Here is a 21159-nt window from a genome sequence, read left to right as displayed (position 1 = left end):
CGACTATGAAATCTGTCGTTGTAAATGCTGGCGGGGCGATGACCGTGGAAGAACGCCCGATGCCTGTGCTAAACGCCCCGGATGATGTGCTGGTGCGCATTGCCTATTCCGGCCTCTGTGGATCCGACATTCCACGTATTTTCTCACAGGGTGCACATTTTTATCCCATCACGCTGGGACATGAATTCAGCGGCCACGTGGTCAGTATCGGAAAAAATGTTGATGATATTCAGGAAGGTGATGCTGTGGCTTGCGTGCCGTTATTACCCTGTTTTAAGTGTGAAGAATGCCGTAAAGAGGCTTACTCACAGTGTAAGCACTATCAGTTTATTGGTTCACGCCGCGACGGCGGCCACGCAGAGTTTGTCGTGGTTTCCCGTAAAAATTTATTCCGGCTTCCCGAAAGTTCTTCACTTATTCAGGGCGCATTTTTGGAACCCATTACCGTCGGCCTGCACGCATTAAAACTCGCGGGGGGATGTGAGGGCAAAGAGGTGATCGTGATTGGCGCGGGCACTATCGGCCAGTTGATCATCCAGGCGGCGGCGGCATCAGGCGCAAAATCCGTGACAGCGATTGATATCAATCAGCAACGCCTGGATCTGGCACTGAGAACCGGTGCCAGCCATGCCTGCAACAGCGCTGAAATGAATGCTGAGGAAATCCGTCAGCATAACCACGAACGTCGCTTTGACCAGTTGATCATTGAAACCGCCGGTACCCCGCAGACCGTGGCACTCTCGCTGGATATAGCCGGGCCCAAAGCACAGGTCGTTCTGGTCGGTACCTTGCATAAGGAACTGACGCTTAACGTCGCCACCTTCAGCCATATCCTGCGCAAAGAGCTGACGTTGCAGGGCAGTTGGATGAATTACTCTGCGCCGTGGCCAGGCAGTGAATGGCAGCAGGCAACGCAGCTGTTTGCCGAAAACAAATTGAACCTTGAGCCGCTTATCGCGAGCGTTGGCAATCCGCAGGAGTTCGTTGCGGATGTGACTGCACTGGCGGGCAAACCCATGACCGGAAAAATTCTGCTGGATATGACAGGGAGCTGAAGCAATGTATCTCATTTCAAACAGGGAAATGCTGCTGGCGGCACAACGCGAAGGTTATGCGGTGCCAGCTTTTAACGTCCACAATCTCGAAACCGTTCAGGTGGTGGCAGAAACCGCAGCGGCCATGAGCTCGCCAGTGATTCTGGCGGGAACACCGGGAACATTCAGCTATGCGGGAACCGATTATCTGATGTCGATATGTCAGGAAGCGGCACGCCAATATGGCATTCCGCTGGCGCTGCATCTGGATCACCATGAAGAACAGACCGATATAGAGACAAAAGTCCGTGCAGGGATCCGCTCCGTCATGGTCGATGCTTCACACCTTCCCCTGGCGCAAAACATCGAAAAGGTCTGCCAGACGGTACGCTTTTGTCACGCATTTGACGCCAGCGTAGAGGCTGAGCTCGGGCGTCTTGGCGGGCAGGAAGACGATCTGGTGGTGGAAGACGGCGACAGCTTTTTCACCGATCCGGTTGTGGCAAAACACTTTGTGGAAACGACCCGTATTGACTCGCTCGCCGTCGCGATCGGTTCTGCTCACGGCTTGTATCAGGGAGAGCCCAAACTGGATTTCACCCGGCTGGGGCAAATTCGCCAGCAGGTCGATATTCCTCTGGTGTTACACGGTGCCTCGGGGATCCCGGAGCATATGATCCATCAGGCGATTGAACTGGGGATCTGTAAAGTCAATGTTGCCACGGAGCTGAAGATCGCCTTTGCCGATGCGGTAAAAGGGTATTTTTCTGAACATCCTGACGCCAACGATCCGCGTAAATACATTGTGCCGGGAAAACGTGCCATGCAGAAAGTGGTCGAGGAGAAGATCAGAATTTGCGGGAGTGCCGGGCGATTATAAGTGCCAGCGTTCATAAACCGGCTCACTCAGCGAGCGGGATAAGGAAACAAAGCGGAGAGATTTCTCCGCTTACCAGACTTTTATTATCGCGCCGGTTGCAGCCATCAATACGTTCTGATTTTATGGGTGTTCTTCGAAAGTGAATGGAAACCGCTATGACAACGCTCAACCACTTTGGTCAGCCCATCGGCGATGCCCTGCCCGACTGGCAACCGCGAGAAAAACCGACGCACGTCCAGCTTGATGGCCTCTGGTGCCGCCTTGAGCCACTGAAAAGTGAACGCCACAGTCAGGATCTGTTTAACGCCTGGCATAGCATTGATGACAACCGTGACTGGACTTATTTTTCGGTGGATCGTCCTGCCACGCAGTCAGATTGTGATGCGTTTATTGCTCAGCAGGAGAAAAGCCAGGATCCGCTGTTTTTCGCCGTCATCGACCTCGCCACACAACGGGCAATCGGCAGCGTTGCTTTGATGCGTATCGATGCCGTCCACGGCGTTGCGGAAATTGGTTGGGTAAACTGGTCCCCACTGATGAAACGCTCACGTTTTGGCACGGAAGCTATTTACCTGTTGCAACGCTATCTGTTTGAAACCCTTAAATATCGCCGCTGTGAGTGGAAATGTCACAGCCTAAATGAACCGTCAAAACTGGCCGCGGAGCGTTTTGGGTTTCAATACGAAGGGACATTCAGGCAAGCGCTGGTCAATAAAGGTCGCAATCGCGACACTCTCTGGTTCTCGCTGCTTGATCATGAATGGCCCGCGTCAAAAAGCATGTTTGAACAGTGGTTGAGCGCGGAGAATTTCACACCTGAAGGCCAGCAGAAACAGCGACTGGAAACACTGAGAAAGTAAAACAGGTCCCGCATTTTCACTGACGCGGGACATGTGATAGCAAAAGATTATTGCCTGGCGGAAAGTACTGTAATATCTGGCCAGGCATAAATGATATTGCGTGAACGCCAGAGTGGCCCGGCATCGGTATAGCGTCCGGCCTCCCGGCCACCCAGAGCGGCATAAAAACGGATGGCGGATTCGTTGCCCTCTACCACGCCCAGCCCGGCAGCGCGATAGCCTGCTGCCGCGAGATATCGGGCAGCGTCACTGATTAAACGCTTGCCTATGCCCTGACGTTTAAAATCACCAGAAACATACAGGAATTTAATTTCAGCCATTTCCCCAAATTCAGGATTGGATGAAGCAGACGCCAGACAAAATCCCGCCAGTTTTCCGTCAGCCTCGGCCAGTAAAATGCATTGTGATTCAGCGGGATGTTCAAACTTGTCCTGCCAGAAGATTTTACGACGCGGCACGTCGAGCGCGGAAAAGGCCTCTGCGGGTGCCAGAGAGCGATAGGTATCACGCCAGATAGCAACGTGTAATGCAGCCAGCGCATCAATATCGGCCGGCTGCGCAAAACGGAATGTTAAAACAGGCACAGGATCCCTCACTTGATCTGGGTAAGTATCGGAAAAATAACGCTCAGGCCAGTATAGTCAGCTTTTTTCCTCGCGCGCCAGCAAACTACGCTTGCGCTCGACGCCCCAGCGATAACCAGAAATGTGACCGTCGGTTTTTACCACCCGATGGCAAGGGATCGCCACTGCCAGCACGTTTGCGGCACAGGCTCCGGCCACGGCGCGAACTGATTTGGGTGCGCCAATTTTGCGGGCAATATCCGCGTAACTGGCAGTGGAGCCGACCGGGATCTCGCGCAATGCCTGCCAGACTCGCTGTTGAAATGCCGTGCCGCGAATATCCAGCGGCAGATCCAGCCCCAACTGCGGCGCTTCGATGAAACCAATGACCGAAGCGATACGCTGTTCAAAGTCCGGGTCGCCGCCCAGCAATTCAGCCTGCGGAAAGCGATTTTGCAGCTCAATGATCAATGCCGTCGGGTCATCGCCGAGTAAGATCGCGCAAATCCCCCGCTGGCTTTCAGCGATCAGGATCGCGCCGAGCGAAGATTCTGCAATCGCAAACCAGACGCGCACATCACGCCCACCCGAGCGGAAAGCCTGCGGCGTCATGCCCAGCGTCGCCGCGGACGCCTCATAAAAACGCCCGTCGGAAGGATATCCGGCCGCGTGAATGGCCTCGGTGACCGTCGCTGTATCCGTCAGCTTTTCGCGTACACGGCGTGCACGCTGCGCCTGATGATACTCTTTCGGCGTCACACCTGTGTGGGCTTTGAAGAGCCGGTGAAAATGGTAGGCGCTGATGCCAACAGTGCCGGCCAGCTGATCCAGCGTCAGTACGTCTGTCGATGCTTCCAGCAGACGGCAGGCTTGCGCCACACGCTGCGCGTGAAATTGCGCCAGTGAAATCAGCCCCTGGCGACAGCGTTTACAGGGCCTGAAGCCTGCCTGCTCGGCATCTTCAGCACTGTCGAAATAGACAATATTTTCCGCTTTAGGTTGTCGCGACGGGCAGGAAGGCGCACAGTAAATGCCGGTGGTTTTTACCGCGTATACAAATTTGCCATCTGCGCTGGCATCGCAGTTAATCACCGCCAGCCAGCGCGGATCCTCATTCTGGATGCTGTCATGGTCGATCGTTACTGACCGGGGAAGGATTTCAGTTTTGCCTGACATTTTTTGCCTCACTTTGACTGACTGGATGAACATCAGCATAAACCGGGGATCTGCCGCCTGCCCTCCGGCTCTTGCTTTCTCATTCAGTCATCCCGGCGAACACGCATGACGCTCCTGGCCGGTCATGCGTGAGCAGTCGCCGTGCGACGCCAGACTGACAGCGGATTACAGGTCTAACGTGCCGTCAATCAGGGTAACGGAATCCCCTCCGATCCAGGGTTCGCCGTCAACGAAAGTGACCGTCACGCGGCCCTCGCGCTGAAGTTTTGTGCCCTGCCGTACGCGGTAGGTGTCTGCCATGTGTGCGCCATCCGGGAAGTTTGCCGCTTTCAGAACCCTTGCCAGACAGGCATTGGCGCTGCCGGTGACCGGGTCTTCTTTCAGCACACCGTCTTCATCAATAATCGCCCGCACTTCATAATCTGCCGCAACGCTGTCATCGTGCAAACCGTAAACCGCGATGCCGTTAACTCCCAGCTGTTTTTGGAGCTGACTGACGGCTGCTGCATCGGCAGAAATATTCAGGCAATCCTGCGCGCTTTCCATCCGCACCACCAGCCAGATGATACCCATGTCGACCGTAACCGGCGTCACATCGGCCTGGATTTTGCCCCCGCGCAGTGCGGTCGCCAGCAAGGTGAAGTGCTCTTCTTCAAGCGGTTTGAGCACCGCCGGAGGCGCGGAAAATGCCTGTCCGCCTTCTGCCAGCTGTTTCACCTGCACCAGCCCGACACCGCATTCCTGCACCAGATAGCCTGAGTTCTTTGGTTTCAGCCCGCTTTGCAACAGCGCATACGCCGTGCCGAGAGTCGGGTGCCCGGCGAATGGCAGCTCTTTATCGGTGGTGAAAATCCGCACGCGGTAATCAGCTTCCGGTGACGTAGGTGTGAGCACAAATGCCGTTTCCGCAAGGTTGGTCCAGCGGGCCATGGCGAACATGTCGTCGTCTGTCAGACCTTCGGCATCCAGGATAACAGCCAGCGCATTGCCTTTGAGCGGCTCGGCGGTGAACACATCAACTTGTTTAAAACGGCGCAGGCGGGTCATAGCTAATCCTTTTTAATCATTGAGGAATCAATAGCGAAGTGACTGAGTTTAGGAATATTTCGATAAGTTATCGAGAAAAATGTCAGTCGCCAATGGCTGATCTATGCTTAAGGCACTTTCCAAAACATTTTATAAAACACAAGGAACAGAAAGATGCCCGCGAAGGATTTGATAGGTATTGGCATCGGCCCCTTCAATTTGAGCCTGGCCGCGATGGCAAAAGATACGGAGAAACTTAACACTGCCTTCTTTGATGCAAACCCGGAATTCAGCTGGCACCCTGGCATGTTGTTGCCAACCGCCACCATGCAGACCTATGTCTTACAAGATCTGGTGACCACCGTCGCCCCGCGCAGCGAATTTTCCTTCATCAATTATCTGGTGGAACAGAAGAAAATTTACCGTTTTCTGGCAACGGAACAGCTGATCATCAGCCGCGATGAGTTTTCCGATTACCTGCGCTGGGCGTGCGACCGCATCCCCAATTTGCACTTTTCTGCGCCGGTAGAAAGTATCGATTTCGACGATAAGCGGCAGGAGTTTGTGGTGCAGAGTGAAAAAGGCGAGCACCGCGCGCGCAATATTTGTCTTGGCACCGGTCATGCGCCGTGGATCCCCAAAGCGGCCCGCGCGGCGCTGGGGGAGAATTGTTTTCATGCCGCTGAAATTGAACTGCGTGAACCCGATTTCACCGGCAAACGTATTGCCGTCGTCGGTGGCGGGCAAAGTGGTGCCGATATCATTCTCAATGCGCTAAGCGGCCACTGGGGCGAATTCGCCGAGCTGAGCTGGCTGTCGAGACGCCCGAATTTTCAGCCACTGGATGAATCGATTTTCACCAACGAATACTTCACGCCTGAATATGTGAATTATTTTTATACCCTGCCCGAAGAGGTGCGCGAGCGGGAGATTGCCACGCAAAAACTGCCTTCCGACGGCATCAGTTACCACACGCTGGAAGATATCTATAAGCAGCTTTATCACCGTTTTGACGTCCTGCATCAGCCGCGCAATGTACGTTTACTGCCGCACCGCGCGCTCGATCATATCGCGCGCAATGCCGCAGGAGATTTCAGTTTGCAGGCAAGACACGGGCTGGAAAACTGCGAAGAACATTTCAGTGCGGATATTGTGATCCTGGCGACCGGCTATCGCCCCGGTTTGCCGGACTATCTCGCGCCCATGCTCGGGAGGATCCCTTACGATCGTGAGCAGCATTTGCCGCTGCAGCCGAATTTCAATCTGCGCTGGGACGGCCCTGAACAGAACCGCATTTACGCAGTCAATGCCGGTATTCACAGCCATGGCAGCGCGGAAGGGCAACTGACGCTGACCGCCTGGCGCTCGGCGAAAATCCTCAATCATCTGCTGGGGGAAGCGCATTACGATTTGCAACCGGTGCCTTCGCTGGTGCAGTGGTGGGCAGGTAAATAGCAGGCACAAAAAAGCGGAGCCAAGGCTCCGCTTCTCTCATCCGGCTTAAAAGCTACACGTAGAAATAGATCGCCAGAAAGTGACAGGCGCTCCCGCCGAGCACAAATCCGTGCCAGATGGCGTGACCGTAGCGGATCCTTTCCGAGGCATAGAAAATCACGCCCAGCGTGTACACCACGCCGCCAATCGCCAGCAACCAGACACCACCAGGCTGCAGTTTCATCGCCAGCTGATAAATCACCACCAGCGACAACCAGCCCATGGTCAGATAGGTGATCAATGAAAGCACTTCAAACCGGTGGGCGAATACCAGTTTGAAAATCACGCCAAATAGCGCCAGCCCCCAGATCACCGCCATCATCCCTTTCGCCAGCGGGGAGTTTAAGCCGACCAGCAGGAACGGCGTATAAGTTCCGGCAATCAGCAGGTAAATGGCGCAGTGATCCAGCTTTTTCAGCCAGTATTTCGCTTTCTGATGCGGAATGGCGTGATAGAGCGTGGAGGCTAAAAACAGCAAAATCATGCTGCCGCCGTACACGCTGTAACTGGTGATTGCGACGGCGCTGGCGTTATCAGCCAGAGCCTGAGCCAGCAAAAGCACCAGCCCGACAATCCCGAAAACCAAACCAACGCCGTGACTCAGGCTGTTGGCAATCTCTTCAGCCCACGGATATCCCTGTGGTGATGGAGACGTCTTACCCATACGATGAAAACCCTCGAGGCATAACAATAAAATGGCAGGTTATAAAATATCCTGACCCGCAGAGTAGCTGAGAATGATTCCAGTGTACACCTGTACGCTAAAATGGAGTATTTCCTCCTGTAACAGGCTCTTAGCAGGATCATCATTTCAGGATGCTCATCACCAGAGCCCCTTCAATTCATTCACTTTGTTTATAATTCCTTCCTATTACATTCTTCAGATGACGGATTATTCCGCACCCAAAAACATGATTTTTTGTCATCAAGGGATTAAGGTGTACCGGAAATCTCTGATAACGCCATTAACAATGCCGTCAATATGACTAAGGTTTGACCATGTCTGTAGCAACTTCCCCGCTGAATTTCGGCGCCATGACCGACGTTTTTCAGTTCCTGATGGAAATCGACAAGCTGAAAAGCGTACAGCGTCGCACCAAAGTGTTAGGCACCGATCGTCAGGAAAACTCTGCGGAACACAGCTGGCATTTCGCCGTGGCAGCGATGTCTCTGGCGCCTTATGCGCCACAAGACGTTGATATTAACAAGGTCATTCGTATGGCATTGATCCACGATATCGTCGAAATCGATGCCGGTGATGTGCTGGTTTACGATCTCGCTGCCCGTGCGGCGGTTCACGATCAGGAAATCATTGCCGCAAAACGCCTGTTCGGCCTGCTGCCTGCGCCGCTGAATACGCAGTTCCTGGCGTTATGGAATGAATACGAAGCGGGCGAAACCGCAGAAGCGCGCTTTGCGCTGGTGATCGACCGCGTGATGCCGATGGTCATGAACCTGAGTAATCAGGGCCAGAGCTGGGTGGAAAATAATATCCGTCTGGAGCAGGTGTTAGCGCGTAATGCCTTTATCGCCGATATCCATCCTGAACTGTGGCAGCACATCCGCGGCCATCTGGATAACGCCCATCAGCAGGGCTGGCTGAAGTAATAAAACCTTCCCCTCAAGAGAGGGGAAGGCGCAAAACCAACTACTTCGGCACGGCCAGCGACGTCGATTCCACGTAAGGTTTCATGAGGGTGTCGGCGTCTTTCTGTGCCTGTGCCGCTGCCGCTTCCGGCGTGACTTTCTCGTCATTCACCAGTGCCGCAAGCTGATTCTCCATCGCCTGACGCACTGCCACGGTTTCATAGGTCGAATACCACGGATAGGCGTATTTCAGCTGTTCCAGCGCAATCGCCGCTCGCGGGTCTTTCGCCAGATAGTCCTTCATTTCCGGTGTGTCATAAGACGCCATGCGCGGTGAAAAATAGCCCGTAAAACGGCTCCAGGCGCCGTTCACTTTCGGGCTGACCAGATATTGCAGGAAGGTGTAAGCCGCTTTTTTCTGCCCGTCAGAAATGCCTTTAAAGCTCACCAGACTCGCTCCGCCGATGGTCACGCCGTTGCGCACTTTAGCGGGCATCATCGCCACGCCCAGTTCGAAATCTTTGGTGTTTTCACGCATAAAGCCCAGCGCCCCGGTGCTGAGCATGGTCATGCCGAGTTTACCGGAGAAGAACGCCGCGCTGATTTGTTTAGAATTGAGCACGCCCGACGGCATCACTTTGTCGCGATACACCAGATTCTGCCAGAAGTGCAGCGCGCCCAGCGTGGACGGTTTGTCGTAATACACTTCGCCCGGATAATCGGCGTTGTAATACTGGCCGCCGTTGGCACGGGTCAGCGCGGATAAAATCCAGGCGCCGTAGTCATCGTTAGTCGATGGCAACATGATGCCCCACTGCCCTTTTGCCGCATCCGTCAGCTTTTTCGAGTCTTCCAGCAATTCATCCCAGTCTTTCGGCGGCGCGGTAATGCCCGCTTTGGCGAACATGTCTTTGTTGTAATAGAGGATTGGCGTCGAGTTATGGAACGGGATAGCGTACGTCACGCCGTTAAGCTGGGCGTTCTGGCGCATGGCGGGCCAGAAGTTTTGCGTCAGGAACGGCGTGGCTTTCTGATCGCCAAATCTGAACAGTTCGTCCATCGGCAGAATTTCGTTTTTGATCGCCAGATCTGCCGTGAAGTTGGCGGACATGATCACCAGTGCCGGAGGCTGACCGGATTTGGCCGCCGCTTCGGCTTTGACTTTGGTGGTGTCGTAGTTGCCGGTGAAAATCCCGCGTACCTCGATATCCGTTTGTGACTGGTTGAACTCTTTGATAACGCGGGTCATTTCCATGGTCAGCTTGCCGTCAACCGGCGCAGGGAACATGAAATCGATATTTTCTTTGGCGGACGCCGTGCCTGCGGCAATGAAGCCGATGGCGAGCGCCAGCGCATGAGTTTTACGCATGAAGATGATTCTCCTGGTGCAGATTCTGCTGGTTTTGGCCTGAAAAAAGATGAAGGTCGTGCAAAGAGAAATACAAGGTGATGCGGTCGCCGGGTTGCGGAATGTCCCGGCTGTTTTCCCGCAGCTGGTTTTTACGAACATAACGAATTTTGCCAAGCGACGAGTCGGCGTGGCACAGATACTCCGCGCCGAGCAGTTCGCGATAGGTCAGCGTCGCCTGCAATTGCAGACTTTCGCCTTCCACCGGCCGGTCGCTGATGTGTTCGGGTCTGATGCCCAGATACACGTCAGCAAGCGCCTGCGCATGTCCCGTCTGTGGCAGACGTACCGGCTGGTTTTCGACTGTCAGCACGCCGGCGGCGCACGGCAGCAAAAACAGATTCATCGACGGCGTGCCGATAAATCCGGCGACAAACAGGTTGGCCGGATGCGCGTAAAGCGTTTCCGGTGCGCCGATTTGTTGCAAATGGCCTTTATCCAGCACGGCGATCCTGTCCGCCATGGTCATGGCTTCCATCTGATCGTGTGTGACGTAAACGGTGCTGGTTTTCAGCTGCTGGTGCAGCTGCATGATGCCGTCGCGCACTTCCGTACGCAGCCGTGCATCAAGATTGGACAGCGGTTCATCCATCAGAAACAGCTTCGGATCGCGCACAATGGCGCGCGCCATCGCCACACGCTGGCGCTGCCCGCCGGAGAGTTTTCCCGGTTTGCGTTTAAGCAGCGGCTCCAGCTGCAGGAGCCCGGCCACGCGATCCACACGCGCCTGATGCTGATCTTTCGGTTCGTTGCGCATGCGCATACCGAACGTGATGTTTTGCTCGACGGTCATGTGCGGGAACAGCGCGTAGTTCTGGAAGATCATCGAGAAATTACGTTCGCGCGGCGGCAGCGCAGAGATGTCATTGCCGTCGAGCATAATGCGCCCGTCGCTGACCTCTTCCAGCCCCGCCAGCAGACGCAGCAGGGTGCTTTTCCCGCAACCCGACGGCCCGACCAGCACCAGAAATTCGCCGTCGGCGATCTCCAGCGACAGCTGATTCACCGCCGTGCTGCCTTCAAACTGTTTGGTGATATTTTCCAGACGAATGCCAGACATCATTGATCATCCACCGGGCAACTGATTTGCGCGTCGTAAAGATACGGCCCCGGATACTGCGACAGCGGGTGCAGATAGCTGACCAGCCCGGTTTGATCCACCAGACGGTGCATGACGCAGGCCGCCGGTTCAAGGTTATAAAACGGCGCCGGATTGTGGTGATAATACGGCACCTGATGCACCGTGCCGGGAATGGTGGTGATGATTGCCTGTTTGTACTGGGTGAAAATCAGGCGGTGCGTGTGGCCGCAGAACACGCGAACCAGCGACGGGAAGCGGTCGATCAGCGCCAGCAGCTGGTCGCCGTTTTCGCAGGAAATGGCGTCCATCTGCGCCGAACCAACTTTCACCGGCGGATGGTGCATAAACACCGCCGTCGGTTTATCACCGCCCTGCTCCAGCTGACCTTCCAGCCACGCCAGCGTTTCCAGCGTCAGGAATCCTTTCGATTCTCCCGCCAGGCTGGAATCGACAAACAGCAGGCGCATCGCGAAATCATCGATGGCGTAACGCATATTCTGCGGGTCGGTGCCGAGCTGCGGGCACAACGGATGCAGCGCTTCCAGAAACTGGGCTTTGTCGTCGTGGTTGCCGGGAATGATAAACAGCGGATAACGCAGATTACCCAGCGTGCGGCGCGCCACCTCGTATTCCTGCGGCAGACCGCAGTTGACGATATCGCCGGTGATCACCACCGCATCCGGTTGTTCTTCCAGCGCATTCAGCTGGCTGACGACTTCGGCGTTACAGCCGTTCACATCGATAAAGTCATACAGTTTGCGGCCTTGGCTGCGAAAGTGCATGTCAGAAATCTGAGCTAAAAACATGGATGACTCCTTTATTTGATCCCGGAAAAGCCGAAACTTTTCAGGAACTGTTTCTGAAAAATAATGAACGCCAGCATCAGTGGCAGGCACACCATCAGCGTTCCGGCGGTGATTAAGCCCCACTGCCCGCCCGATTCCGCGCCCATCGCAAAAGACACCAGCCCGACGGTCAGCACCTGTTTGTCCGGATCGTTAAGCACCATCAGCGGCCAGAGATATTCATTCCAGTGATAGGTAATGCTGACGGTGGCAAAGGCGAGAATGGCGGGCCACGACATCGGGATCAGTACGCGGAACACCACCTGCCACCAGCGGCAACCTTCCATCAGCGCGGCTTCTTCGATTTCACGGGGAATACTGAGAAACGCCTGACGCATCAGAAACACGCCAAACGCCGACGCGAAGTACGGCATCATCACGCCGGTCAATGTGTTGAGCAGGCCGAACTGTTTGAGGATCATCATGTTCGGCACCATCATGATGACCGGCATGATCATCAGCTGGATCAGCAGCAGGTAGAACAGCGTCTGTTTGCCGCGAAATTCGTGATATGCGAACACGTAACCGGCGGTGGTGATGGTCACCAGCTGAACCAGAAAGGTGCCGAAGGAAAAGAAGATCGTGTTGGCGTAAAGCCGCAGCCAGTCGGCGCTGTCCCACGCATCGCGGAAGTTTTGCAGCGTCAGCGGGAAGCGCGGCAGCAGCGAAGCCATATCCGGCGAAAAACTGCTTTCGCTGAACGCCGAAGACAACATCCACAGGAAAGGCGCCATCCATAAAAAGGCCGCGCACAGCAGTAAAACCGGCAGCGTCGAACGACGCGCACCGCGCAATAACATCGACGGCGAACGTGCAGCCTCCCGCGATTTTTTGCCGGTCATCACCGGCGCTTCAGACGTTTCAACGCTCATAGTGCGCCCCTCTTTCCAGCACCCGCAGGTTCAGCATCGAAAAACCAAACAGCAACACCAGCGTCAGGAAGGTCGCCGCCGAGGCTTTGCCTAAATCGTGGGTGTCATTGGCCAGGCTCTGGATGTAATACAGCAGCACGGTGGTGGCGTTATTCGGTCCGCCCTGCGTCATCACCGCGACGTGGTCGATCTGCGTAATGGAATAAATCAGCGCGATGGTGACCACAAAGCTGATGGTCGGGCGCAGCAGCGGCAGCGTAATGTAGAAGAAAACCTGCGGACGCGACGCCCCTTCCATCAGCGCAGCTTCGCGGGCTGAGGCGGGGATTGACTGCAATCCGGCGAGGAAAAACAGCATGTAATAACCGGCGAATTTCCACACGCCAATCACGCTCAGCGCAATCAGCGCACTGTTGCTCATGCCGAGATAATTGTTATTCATCGGCCCGAACACTTTCGCCAGGGTGTAATCCAGCAGCCCCATGCCGGGCATGAAAATGAACAGCCATAGCGTAGCGGCGCTGACCAGCGGGATAATCATCGGGAAGAAAAATGCGGTACGCAGCCAGCGGTTCAGCGAAGTGTTTTCCCACAGCGCCACCGCCAGCAGCAGCGCCAGCACGATACCGGGCACGACGGTCATCAGGATGTAGGCGAGGTTATTAAGCAGCGCACGCCAGAACACCGAATCCTGAATCAGACGCAGATAGTTTTGCAGGCCGACAAACGGCGGGGCATCCGACGACAGACGGCTGTCAAACAGGCTGTCCGTCGCTGACTGAAATAAGGGGTAATAGGTGAATAAAAACAGAAAAATCAGCGTCGGCAGCAAAATCAGGTAGGGGAACAACATGCGGCGCATTACAGGATACCGGTCAGCGAATTAAGGTGCCTATCCTGTCCTGAATTTATGTCAGTCACATGGCGGGAATGTGATGGTTATTTGAATGAAAAATAAGCGAATGTTACTGAACAAAATTGAGCGGGGTGTGCTGCCAGAACGGCAAAAGCGGGGGCCAGAAATGCAATCGGCCCCCTCCCTGTGAAAGGGAGAGAGCCGACGGAAATCTTACTCGTAATCTGACATCGGTACGCAGGAACAGAACAGGTTTCTGTCCCCGTACACGTCATCAAGACGTTTCACGGTCGGCCAGTATTTGTTGTCGTAACCGGCCGGGAATACCGCCACTTCGCGGGTGTACGGGTGGTTCCAGTCGCTGACCAGCTCGTTCTGCACGTGCGGTGCATTCACCAGCGGGTTGTCTTCCAGCGGCCATTCGCCTTTCGCCACGTGGTCGATTTCGCTGCGGATTGCCAGCAGTGCATCGATAAAGCGATCCAGTTCCACTTTGCTTTCGGATTCGGTTGGCTCAACCATCAGCGTACCGGCCACCGGGAAGGACATGGTCGGGGCGTGGAATCCGTAGTCGATCAGGCGTTTGGCGATATCCATTTCGCTGATGCCGGTGGTTTCTTTCAGCGGACGAATATCCAGAATACATTCGTGCGCCACACGGCCATCACGGCCGGTATACAGCACCGGATACGCGTCTTTCAGACGGGTGGCGATGTAGTTCGCATTCAGGATTGCGACCTGGCTGGCTTGTTTCAGGCCTTCCGCGCCCATCATGCGGATGTACATCCAGCTGATAGGCAGGATGGACGCGCTGCCGAACGGAGCCGCAGAAACCGCGCCGTTTTGCGTCAGGACGCCGTCAATCTGCACCACACTGTGACCCGGAACAAACGGAGCCAGATGCGATTTCACGCCAATCGGACCCATGCCTGGGCCGCCGCCGCCGTGCGGGATACAGAAGGTTTTATGCAGGTTAAGGTGCGAAACGTCCGCGCCGATGTAACCCGGCGTGGTGATGCCGACCTGTGCGTTCATGTTCGCGCCGTCGAGGTAAACCTGACCGCCGTACTGATGCACAATCTGGCAAACTTCGCGGATAGTTTCTTCGTAAACGCCGTGCGTTGACGGGTACGTCACCATGATACAAGAGAGCTCATCGCCCGCTTTCGCGGCTTTCTCACGCAGGTCACTCAGATCAATGTTGCCCTGTTTGTCACAAGCCACCACCACCACGGTCATGCTCGCCATCTGCGCCGATGCCGGGTTGGTCCCGTGCGCGGAGCTTGGGATCAGACAGATGTGACGGCTGCTTTCGTTACGGCTTTCGTGGTAGCGACGAATCGCCAGCAGACCGGCATATTCGCCCTGCGCACCCGAGTTTGGCTGCATACATACCGCGTCGTAACCGGTGAGCTGAACCAGCCATTGTGACAGCTGACCAATCATTTGCTGATAGCCGCCAGCCTGTTCTGTCGGGCAGAACGGGTGCAGTTCAGCGAATTCCGGCCAGGTAATCGGGATCATTTCGGCCGCAGCATTCAGTTTCATGGTGCAGGAACCCAGCGGGATCATCGCCTGATTCAGCGCCAGATCCTTTTTCTCCAGACGGTGCATATAACGCATCATCTCAGTTTCGCTGTGGTACTGATTGAAGACCGGATGGGTCAGGATCGGGTCCACACGCAGCATCGCCGCAGGAATCGAGTTGCTGTCGGTGGATACCGCTTTGTCCAGCTTATCGATATCCAGACCGTTGTCGTCACCCAGCAGGGCGGCGAACAGGATCTGCACATCTTCACGGGAAGTCGCTTCGTCGAGAGTGATACCCACTGCGCCGTGAATGTCGGTACGCAGGTTCAGGCCGAAGCTCAGCGCGCGTTCCAGCACGGCGGCTTTGTCTTTCACTTCCACGGTCAGCGTATCGAACCAGGTGTTGTGGCGCAGCGTCAGGCCGCCCTGTTTCAGGCCAGTGGCCAGAATGTCAGTCAGACGGTGAATGCGTGAGGCAATGCGTTTCAGGCCTTCAGGGCCGTGGAATACCGCATACAGGCTGGCAATGTTGGCCAGTAACACCTGCGAGGTACAAATGTTGGAGTTGGCTTTTTCGCGGCGGATATGTTGCTCGCGGGTCTGCATCGCCATACGCAGTGCCGTTTTGCCCGCAGCATCACGGGAAACCCCGATGATACGGCCCGGCATGGAACGTTTGAATTCGTCTACACAGGCGAAGAAAGCCGCGTGCGGACCGCCGTAGCCCATCGGCACACCAAAGCGTTGTGCGGAACCAAAGACCACGTCTGCGCCCTGCTTGCCCGGTGCGGCCAGCAGCACCAGCGCCATAATGTCAGCGGCGACGCTGGTAATAATTTTGCGGGATTTCAGTTCGCCCAGCAGCGCGGTGTAATCGTGCACTTCGCCGGTGGTGCCCACCTGCTGTAACAGCACGCCGAACACGCCTTCCAGCTCGAGCACTTTTTCGGCTTTATCGACGATGATGTCAAAACCGAAGGTTTCTGCACGGGTGCGCACCACGTCCAGCGTTTGCGGATGCACGTCGTCAGCCACGAAGAAACGGTTAGCGTCTTTCAGTTTGCTGGCACGTTTTGCCAGCGCCATGGCTTCGGCGGCGGCAGTCGCTTCGTCGAGCAACGAGGCAGAAGCCAGATCCAGACCGGTCAGATCCAGCGTCAGTTGCTGGAAGTTCAGCAACGCTTCAAGACGGCCCTGAGACACTTCCGGCTGATACGGGGTGTACGCGGTATACCAGCCCGGATTTTCCAGCATGTTGCGCAGGATAACCGGCGGTGTCAGCACCGCGCTGTAACCCATACCGATGTAGGATTTATAACGCTGGTTCTGGCTGGCAATGGCTTTCAGCTCAGCCAGCGCCTGATGTTCCGTTACGGCGTCGCCGACGGCCGGTGGCCCCGGCAACTGGATATCGACCGGAACGATCTGCTGGATCAGCGCGTTTAAGGAATCCGCGCCGACCGCTTCCAGCATTTGTTGCTGCTGCTGAGAAGACGGGCCGATATGGCGGCCAATAAAGGCTTCGCTGTGTTCGAGTTGGCTGAGAGTCTGAGTCATTTGCTACGCATTCCTGGAATCTGCTGGAGGTGTCTTGGGATACTGACAAAAGCTACGGGTTTTGATTTGCCCCGCAAGCGGGTTGCGGGGCGGTCGTGCAGTCTTGATTATTCTTCGACAGAGGCGGCATAGGCTTGTGCATCAAGCAGGTTAGCCAGTTCGCTTTCGTCTGACGCTTTAATCTGGAACAGGAAACCGGTGCCGTAGGGCTCGCTGTTGACCAGCTCCGGGGAACCTTCCAGTTCACCGTTAACCGCGACGATTTCGCCGCTGATTGGCGAGTAAATGTCTGAAGCGGCTTTAACAGATTCCGCCACGGCGCAGTCTTCGCCTGCGGCGACTTCACGGCCAACTTCAGGCAGATCAACGAAAACCATGTCGCCCAGTAACTCCTGAGCGTGTTCGGTGATGCCTACGGTGTAAACGCCGTTACCTTCTGAACGTACCCACTCGTGGGATGACGCGTATTTCAAATCTGACGGGACATTGCTCATCGATAATCTCCTGAAAACGTTTTAAATTTTTCTATTTCTGCTCAATTAAATACGTTACTGCACCAGCGGTTTGCCGTTACGGACAAACCCTGGTTTGGTGACTTTTACCGGCATTTCGCGATTGCGGATCTGTACAATGGCCTGTTCACCAATGCCTGCCGGAACGCGCGCCAGTGCAATACTGTAGCCCAGCGTCGGAGAGAAAGAACCGCTGGTGATCGCGCCCTGATGCGTGTTGCCTGCGGCGTCGGTGAAATGCACCGGCATCTCGTTACGCAATACACCTTTTTCGGTCAGAACCAGTCCTACAAGCTGTTCGGTGCCCTGCTCGCGCTGTCTTTCCAGTGCGTCACGGCCAATAAAATTGCGGTCTTCCGGTGCCCAGGCGATGGTCCAGCCCATGTTGGCCGCCAGCGGTGAAACGCCTTCGTCCATTTCCTGACCGTAAAGATTCATGCCAGCTTCCAGACGCAGCGTATCGCGCGCGCCCAGACCGGCCGGTTTCACGCCCGCCGCCAGCAGTTTCTGCCAGAAATCCGCCACCTGCTCTTGCGGCAGCGCGATTTCATAACCCGCTTCGCCGGTGTAACCGGTGGTGGCGATGAAGAGATCGCCCGCCTGTACGCCGAAGAAAGGTTTCATGCCCGCGACAGCGTTTTTTTGCTCGGCACTAAATAAGGTTTCTGCTTTTTCTTTCGCCTGCGGCCCCTGCACGGCAACCAGCGCCAGATCATCACGCACGGTCAGTTCAACGCCGTAAGGTTCTGCATGCTGCGAAATCCATGCCAGATCTTTCTCACGGGTGGCGGAGTTGACCACCAGGCGGAAATAATCTTCGGTAAGGAAGTAAACAATCAGATCATCGATCACGCCGCCGGACGCATTGAGCATGCCGGTGTAAAGCGCTTTGCCCGGTACGGTGAGTTTGGCGACATCGTTCGCCAGCAGGTAACGGAGGAATTCACGGGTACGGGCACCGTGGAGGTCAACAATGGTCATGTGAGAGACGTCAAACATACCGGCATCCTGACGCACAACGTGGTGTTCATCCAGCTGGGAGCCGTAATGCAAAGGCATCATCCAGCCGTGGAAATCGACCATACGCGCGCCGCATGCAACATGTTGTTCATAAAGCTGAGTCTGCTTAACCATCTTATTCCTCATGACGAAAAGGCTGCCTGAAAGTTGAAAATGACAGGGAGCGCAAACGATACCCTTTGTTCGAACTTACCACTGAATAAGCTCACTAACCATAAGTTAAAATAGGTGGAGCAGAAGGAATGTCAGTGATTTCACAAGGGCATTGTGCAGAGTTTTTGACTGGCAAACTGGGGTTTGTGGCGCAAAATCTACAAATAAACATCAAAAGTATCGATGTTATATAACGACAAGGCCGGATTTCTCACCATTTGCAGAATGAGAAATCCGGCCCCGGATTAGAAAATGTAATGGAAAAACCTCGCTGAAATTAGATTATTTCAATCGAAGCGAATCGTCCTGTAACCACTCCGGCAAATCATTCAACCCCATCGCCTGACGGACCAGTTTCGGTTTCACGCCCGGCAGCGAATCCGCCAGCGTCAGGCCAATATCGCGCAACAGTTTTTTGGCCGGATTGTCCCCGGCAAACAGTTCGCGGAAACCCTGCATCCCGGCAAGCATCAGCGCTGCGCTGTGTTTGCGGCGGCGCTCGTAACGGCGCAGGTACATGTGCTGGCCGAAATCTTTGCCTTCTTTTTGCAGGCGTTTGATTTCAGACGCCAGTTCCGCGGCATCCATAAAGCCTAAGTTCACGCCCTGACCGGCCAGCGGATGCACGGTGTGCGCCGCATCGCCGACCAGCGCCAGACGCTGACCGGCAAAGCTGCGGGCATAACGGCCGGTCAGCGGGAAGGTCACGCGCTCGCTTTCTACCGCGCAAACACCCAGGCGCAAGTCAAAAGTGCTGGCGAGAATTTTGTTGAACTCTTCCGGCGCCAGCGCGCTCAGTCGCTGTGCTTCCTCCGGCGATACTGACCAGACGATGGAAGACAAATGCGCATCTGCCAGCGGCAGAAAAGCCAGAATGCCGTCGCCGTGGAAGACCTGGCGTGCAACAGACTGGTGCGGTTCTTCCGTGCGGATGGTCGCCACCAGTGCATGGTGACGGTAGTCCCAGAAGGTCAGAGGGATGTCGGCGTGCTGACGCAGCCACGACTGTGCGCCATCTGCGCCGACCACTAACCGCGCGGTGAGCTGGCGATCGTCATTGAGGGTAATGAATGCCTCATTTTCGCCCCACGCCACATTCTTCAGGGTTGCCGGTGCCAGCAGGGTGATGTCGGAAGATTTTTCCGCACGTTGCCATAAAGCGCGGTGGATCACCTGATTTTCAATGATGTGACCGAGATGACTGAAACCGTATGCTTCGCCACGAAATGCAATTTTACCGAAGCTGTCGCGATCCCAGACTTCCATCCCCTGATAGGCATTGGCACGCTGAGCAATGATGCTGTCCCAGACGCCGATATATTTCAGCAGGCGTTCACTGGCAGCGTTGATCGCCGAAACCCGTAAACCCGGCTGTTCCGGCAACGGTGAATCGAGATCCGGTTGCTGATTTTCCAGCACAGCAACGCGTAAACCGCTGCCCTGTAAACCACATGCCAGCGCCAGACCGACCATTCCGCCACCGGCGATAACCACATCAAAAGATTGCATAATTTTTCCTGTAAGGCTTAACGGTCTACCCAACCTAAGGTCCGGCGGGTGAACGCATCGCGTAGCGGCGTAATGCCTTCCATCGCCAGTAAACCGAGATTGCGTCCGACCATTAATGGCAGCCAGCGGTTGGCAAAGAGGTGGATCAGGCCATCGGTCACGCCGACGGTTGCCTGCTGATCGGGCTGACGGCGCTGCTGATAGTCGCTCAGTACGCGGTAACTGCCGACGTCAGAGCCCGTCATCGCCGCATTGGCCAGCGTTTCCGCCAGCGTCATGACGTCGCGCAGGCCGAGGTTAAAACCCTGCCCGGCAATCGGGTGCAGCGTTTGTGCCGCGTTGCCCACCAGCGCCAGACGGTGGCTGATATGGCTGTTGGCTCTTTGTAATTGCAGCGGATAACTGAAACGTTTTCCGGCCTGTTTCATGGTGCCGAGACGCCAGCCGAAGGCTTTCTGCAGCTCGCTGAGGAACTGTGCTTCGCTCCAGTTATCGATTTCTTCTTTCGCTTCGCGCGGGTGACACCAGACCAGCGAACTGCGGCCATCAGACATTGGCAGCAGCGCCAGCGGCCCGTGCTGGGTGAAACGCTCGAAAGCACGATGGTTGTGCGGTTCGCTGGTTGCCACGTTGGCGATGACGGCAACCTGACCATAATCCTCACGCTGCCAGCCAATGTTGCAGGCTTTTGCCAGCGAAGAGTGCGAACCGTCGGCGGCCACCAGCAGTTGCGCGGTCAGCGTTTCTCCGCTGTCGAGCGTGACGCTGGCGGAGTCCTGCGAACGCGCGACATCGGTCACTTTCGCCGGACAGTGCAACGTCACGCCGGGCGCATTTTTCAGTAAGGTAAACAGACGTTTGCCGACTTCATGCAGCTCAACCACCTGCCCCAGCGCTTCGACGCCGTAATGGGCGGCATTGAGATGCACAAAAGCCGCATGGCCGCGATCGCTGACGTGAATATCACGGATTGGCGTGGCAATTTTCGCCAGCGCAGGCCAGATGCCCACGCGAGCCAGTTGCTGACAGGTTCCCTGCGCCAGTGCGATCGAGCGGGCATCGAACCCCGGATGCCCGTGGTTTTCCGGCGCAGTGGCTTCCACCAGATGGACCGGCAAACGCCCCTGCGTCAGCGAGGAAATCGCCAGCGCCAAAGTGGCACCGGTCATTCCGCCGCCAACAATTACGATGCTCAT

General features: G+C 55.7%; 19 protein-coding genes. 5 read left to right on the top strand and 14 right to left on the bottom strand.

The annotated features are described in order from the left end of the window. The first annotated feature begins 5 nt into the window (after positions 1-5). The 3 genes from gatD to ACQZQY_RS09770 all read left to right on the top strand — a co-directional run bounded on the left by gatD (position 6) and on the right by ACQZQY_RS09770 (position 2774). Positions 6-1055, top strand: a complete 1050-nt coding sequence (gatD, locus tag ACQZQY_RS09780) for a galactitol-1-phosphate 5-dehydrogenase (protein WP_431297029.1) — start codon at positions 6-8, stop codon at positions 1053-1055. Between the two features lie 4 nt (positions 1056-1059). After that, positions 1060-1914 carry a tagatose bisphosphate family class II aldolase gene (locus ACQZQY_RS09775; protein WP_421670485.1) on the top strand — a complete coding sequence of 285 codons (855 nt, stop codon included), beginning with the start codon at positions 1060-1062 and terminating at the stop codon, positions 1912-1914. A gap of 155 nt (positions 1915-2069) precedes the next feature. Further along, positions 2070-2774: a GNAT family N-acetyltransferase gene (locus tag ACQZQY_RS09770; RefSeq protein WP_421670486.1), complete on the top strand. Its 705-nt coding sequence runs from the start codon at positions 2070-2072 to the stop codon at positions 2772-2774. Positions 2775-2821: 47 nt separating this feature from the next. Here the strand turns inward: ACQZQY_RS09770 and ACQZQY_RS09765 are convergent, their stop codons facing one another. The 3 genes from ACQZQY_RS09765 to ACQZQY_RS09755 all read right to left on the bottom strand — a co-directional run bounded on the left by ACQZQY_RS09765 (position 2822) and on the right by ACQZQY_RS09755 (position 5560). Beyond that, positions 2822-3358: a GNAT family N-acetyltransferase gene (locus ACQZQY_RS09765; RefSeq protein WP_217205028.1), complete on the bottom strand. Its 537-nt coding sequence runs from the start codon at positions 3356-3358 to the stop codon at positions 2822-2824. Between the two features lie 57 nt (positions 3359-3415). Then, positions 3416-4513: a bifunctional DNA-binding transcriptional regulator/O6-methylguanine-DNA methyltransferase Ada gene (gene ada / locus ACQZQY_RS09760; RefSeq protein WP_431297028.1), complete on the bottom strand. Its 1098-nt coding sequence runs from the start codon at positions 4511-4513 to the stop codon at positions 3416-3418. A 165-nt stretch (positions 4514-4678) separates the two neighbouring features. Beyond that, entirely contained in the window at positions 4679-5560 is an 882-nt protein-coding gene (locus tag ACQZQY_RS09755) for a PhzF family phenazine biosynthesis protein (protein ID WP_431297027.1), read from the bottom strand. Positions 5561-5713: 153 nt separating this feature from the next. On the opposite strand from ACQZQY_RS09755, the gene ACQZQY_RS09750 reads away from it, so the two are divergent. Continuing rightward, positions 5714-6994, top strand: a complete 1281-nt coding sequence (locus tag ACQZQY_RS09750; RefSeq protein ID WP_056773131.1) for a lysine N(6)-hydroxylase/L-ornithine N(5)-oxygenase family protein — start codon at positions 5714-5716, stop codon at positions 6992-6994. A 52-nt stretch (positions 6995-7046) separates the two neighbouring features. Here ACQZQY_RS09750 and trhA read toward each other — a convergent pair whose 3' ends face one another. Then, positions 7047-7697, bottom strand: coding sequence for a PAQR family membrane homeostasis protein TrhA (gene trhA / locus ACQZQY_RS09745; protein WP_056773133.1), 651 nt, complete (start codon positions 7695-7697; stop codon positions 7047-7049). Between the two features lie 335 nt (positions 7698-8032). Here trhA and ACQZQY_RS09740 point away from each other — a divergent pair, with 335 nt between their 5' ends. Further along, positions 8033-8641 (top strand): HD domain-containing protein, encoded by a 609-nt coding sequence (locus tag ACQZQY_RS09740; protein WP_056773134.1) that lies wholly within the window; start codon positions 8033-8035, stop codon positions 8639-8641. Between the two features lie 40 nt (positions 8642-8681). Here ACQZQY_RS09740 and ACQZQY_RS09735 read toward each other — a convergent pair whose 3' ends face one another. The 10 genes from ACQZQY_RS09735 to ubiH all read right to left on the bottom strand — a co-directional run bounded on the left by ACQZQY_RS09735 (position 8682) and on the right by ubiH (position 21159). Further along, complete coding sequence (locus ACQZQY_RS09735) at positions 8682-9989, bottom strand: ABC transporter substrate-binding protein (RefSeq protein WP_421670490.1); 1308 nt, start codon at positions 9987-9989, stop codon at positions 8682-8684. Then, positions 9982-11088 (bottom strand): ABC transporter ATP-binding protein, encoded by a 1107-nt coding sequence (locus ACQZQY_RS09730; RefSeq protein ID WP_431297174.1) that lies wholly within the window; start codon positions 11086-11088, stop codon positions 9982-9984. Before ACQZQY_RS09730 ends, ACQZQY_RS09735 begins: the two co-directional genes overlap by 8 nt. Continuing rightward, the gene (locus ACQZQY_RS09725) at positions 11088-11915 is read right to left on the bottom strand and encodes a phosphodiesterase (RefSeq protein ID WP_122096057.1); all 828 of its coding nucleotides are present in this window, start codon (positions 11913-11915) and stop codon (positions 11088-11090) included. The genes ACQZQY_RS09730 and ACQZQY_RS09725 overlap by 1 nt, the downstream gene beginning before the upstream one ends. Positions 11916-11926: 11 nt before the next feature. Then, positions 11927-12826, bottom strand: a complete 900-nt coding sequence (locus ACQZQY_RS09720) for a carbohydrate ABC transporter permease (RefSeq protein ID WP_390974444.1) — start codon at positions 12824-12826, stop codon at positions 11927-11929. Continuing rightward, positions 12816-13688 carry a carbohydrate ABC transporter permease gene (locus tag ACQZQY_RS09715; RefSeq protein ID WP_056773152.1) on the bottom strand — a complete coding sequence of 291 codons (873 nt, stop codon included), beginning with the start codon at positions 13686-13688 and terminating at the stop codon, positions 12816-12818. The genes ACQZQY_RS09720 and ACQZQY_RS09715 overlap by 11 nt, the downstream gene beginning before the upstream one ends. Before the next feature lie 207 nt (positions 13689-13895). Beyond that, a complete protein-coding gene (gcvP, locus tag ACQZQY_RS09710; protein ID WP_431297026.1) occupies positions 13896-16769 on the bottom strand; it encodes an aminomethyl-transferring glycine dehydrogenase in 2874 nt (957 codons plus the stop codon). A gap of 107 nt (positions 16770-16876) precedes the next feature. Further along, complete coding sequence (gcvH, locus tag ACQZQY_RS09705) at positions 16877-17263, bottom strand: glycine cleavage system protein GcvH (RefSeq protein ID WP_217205035.1); 387 nt, start codon at positions 17261-17263, stop codon at positions 16877-16879. 54 nt (positions 17264-17317) lie between these two features. Further along, complete coding sequence (gene gcvT / locus ACQZQY_RS09700; RefSeq protein ID WP_136376107.1) at positions 17318-18415, bottom strand: glycine cleavage system aminomethyltransferase GcvT; 1098 nt, start codon at positions 18413-18415, stop codon at positions 17318-17320. A gap of 321 nt (positions 18416-18736) precedes the next feature. Beyond that, complete coding sequence (gene ubiI / locus ACQZQY_RS09695) at positions 18737-19963, bottom strand: FAD-dependent 2-octaprenylphenol hydroxylase (protein ID WP_431297025.1); 1227 nt, start codon at positions 19961-19963, stop codon at positions 18737-18739. Positions 19964-19980: 17 nt separating this feature from the next. Further along, the gene (gene ubiH / locus ACQZQY_RS09690) at positions 19981-21159 is read right to left on the bottom strand and encodes a 2-octaprenyl-6-methoxyphenyl hydroxylase (protein WP_056773163.1); all 1179 of its coding nucleotides are present in this window, start codon (positions 21157-21159) and stop codon (positions 19981-19983) included.

Source organism: Rahnella sp. PAMC25559 (assembly GCF_050632365.1).
Taxonomy (GTDB): Bacteria; Pseudomonadota; Gammaproteobacteria; order Enterobacterales; family Enterobacteriaceae; genus Rahnella; species Rahnella rivi.
The sequence above is the reverse complement of the archived record's forward strand: the minus strand, read 5'-3'. Positions and strand labels throughout refer to the sequence as shown.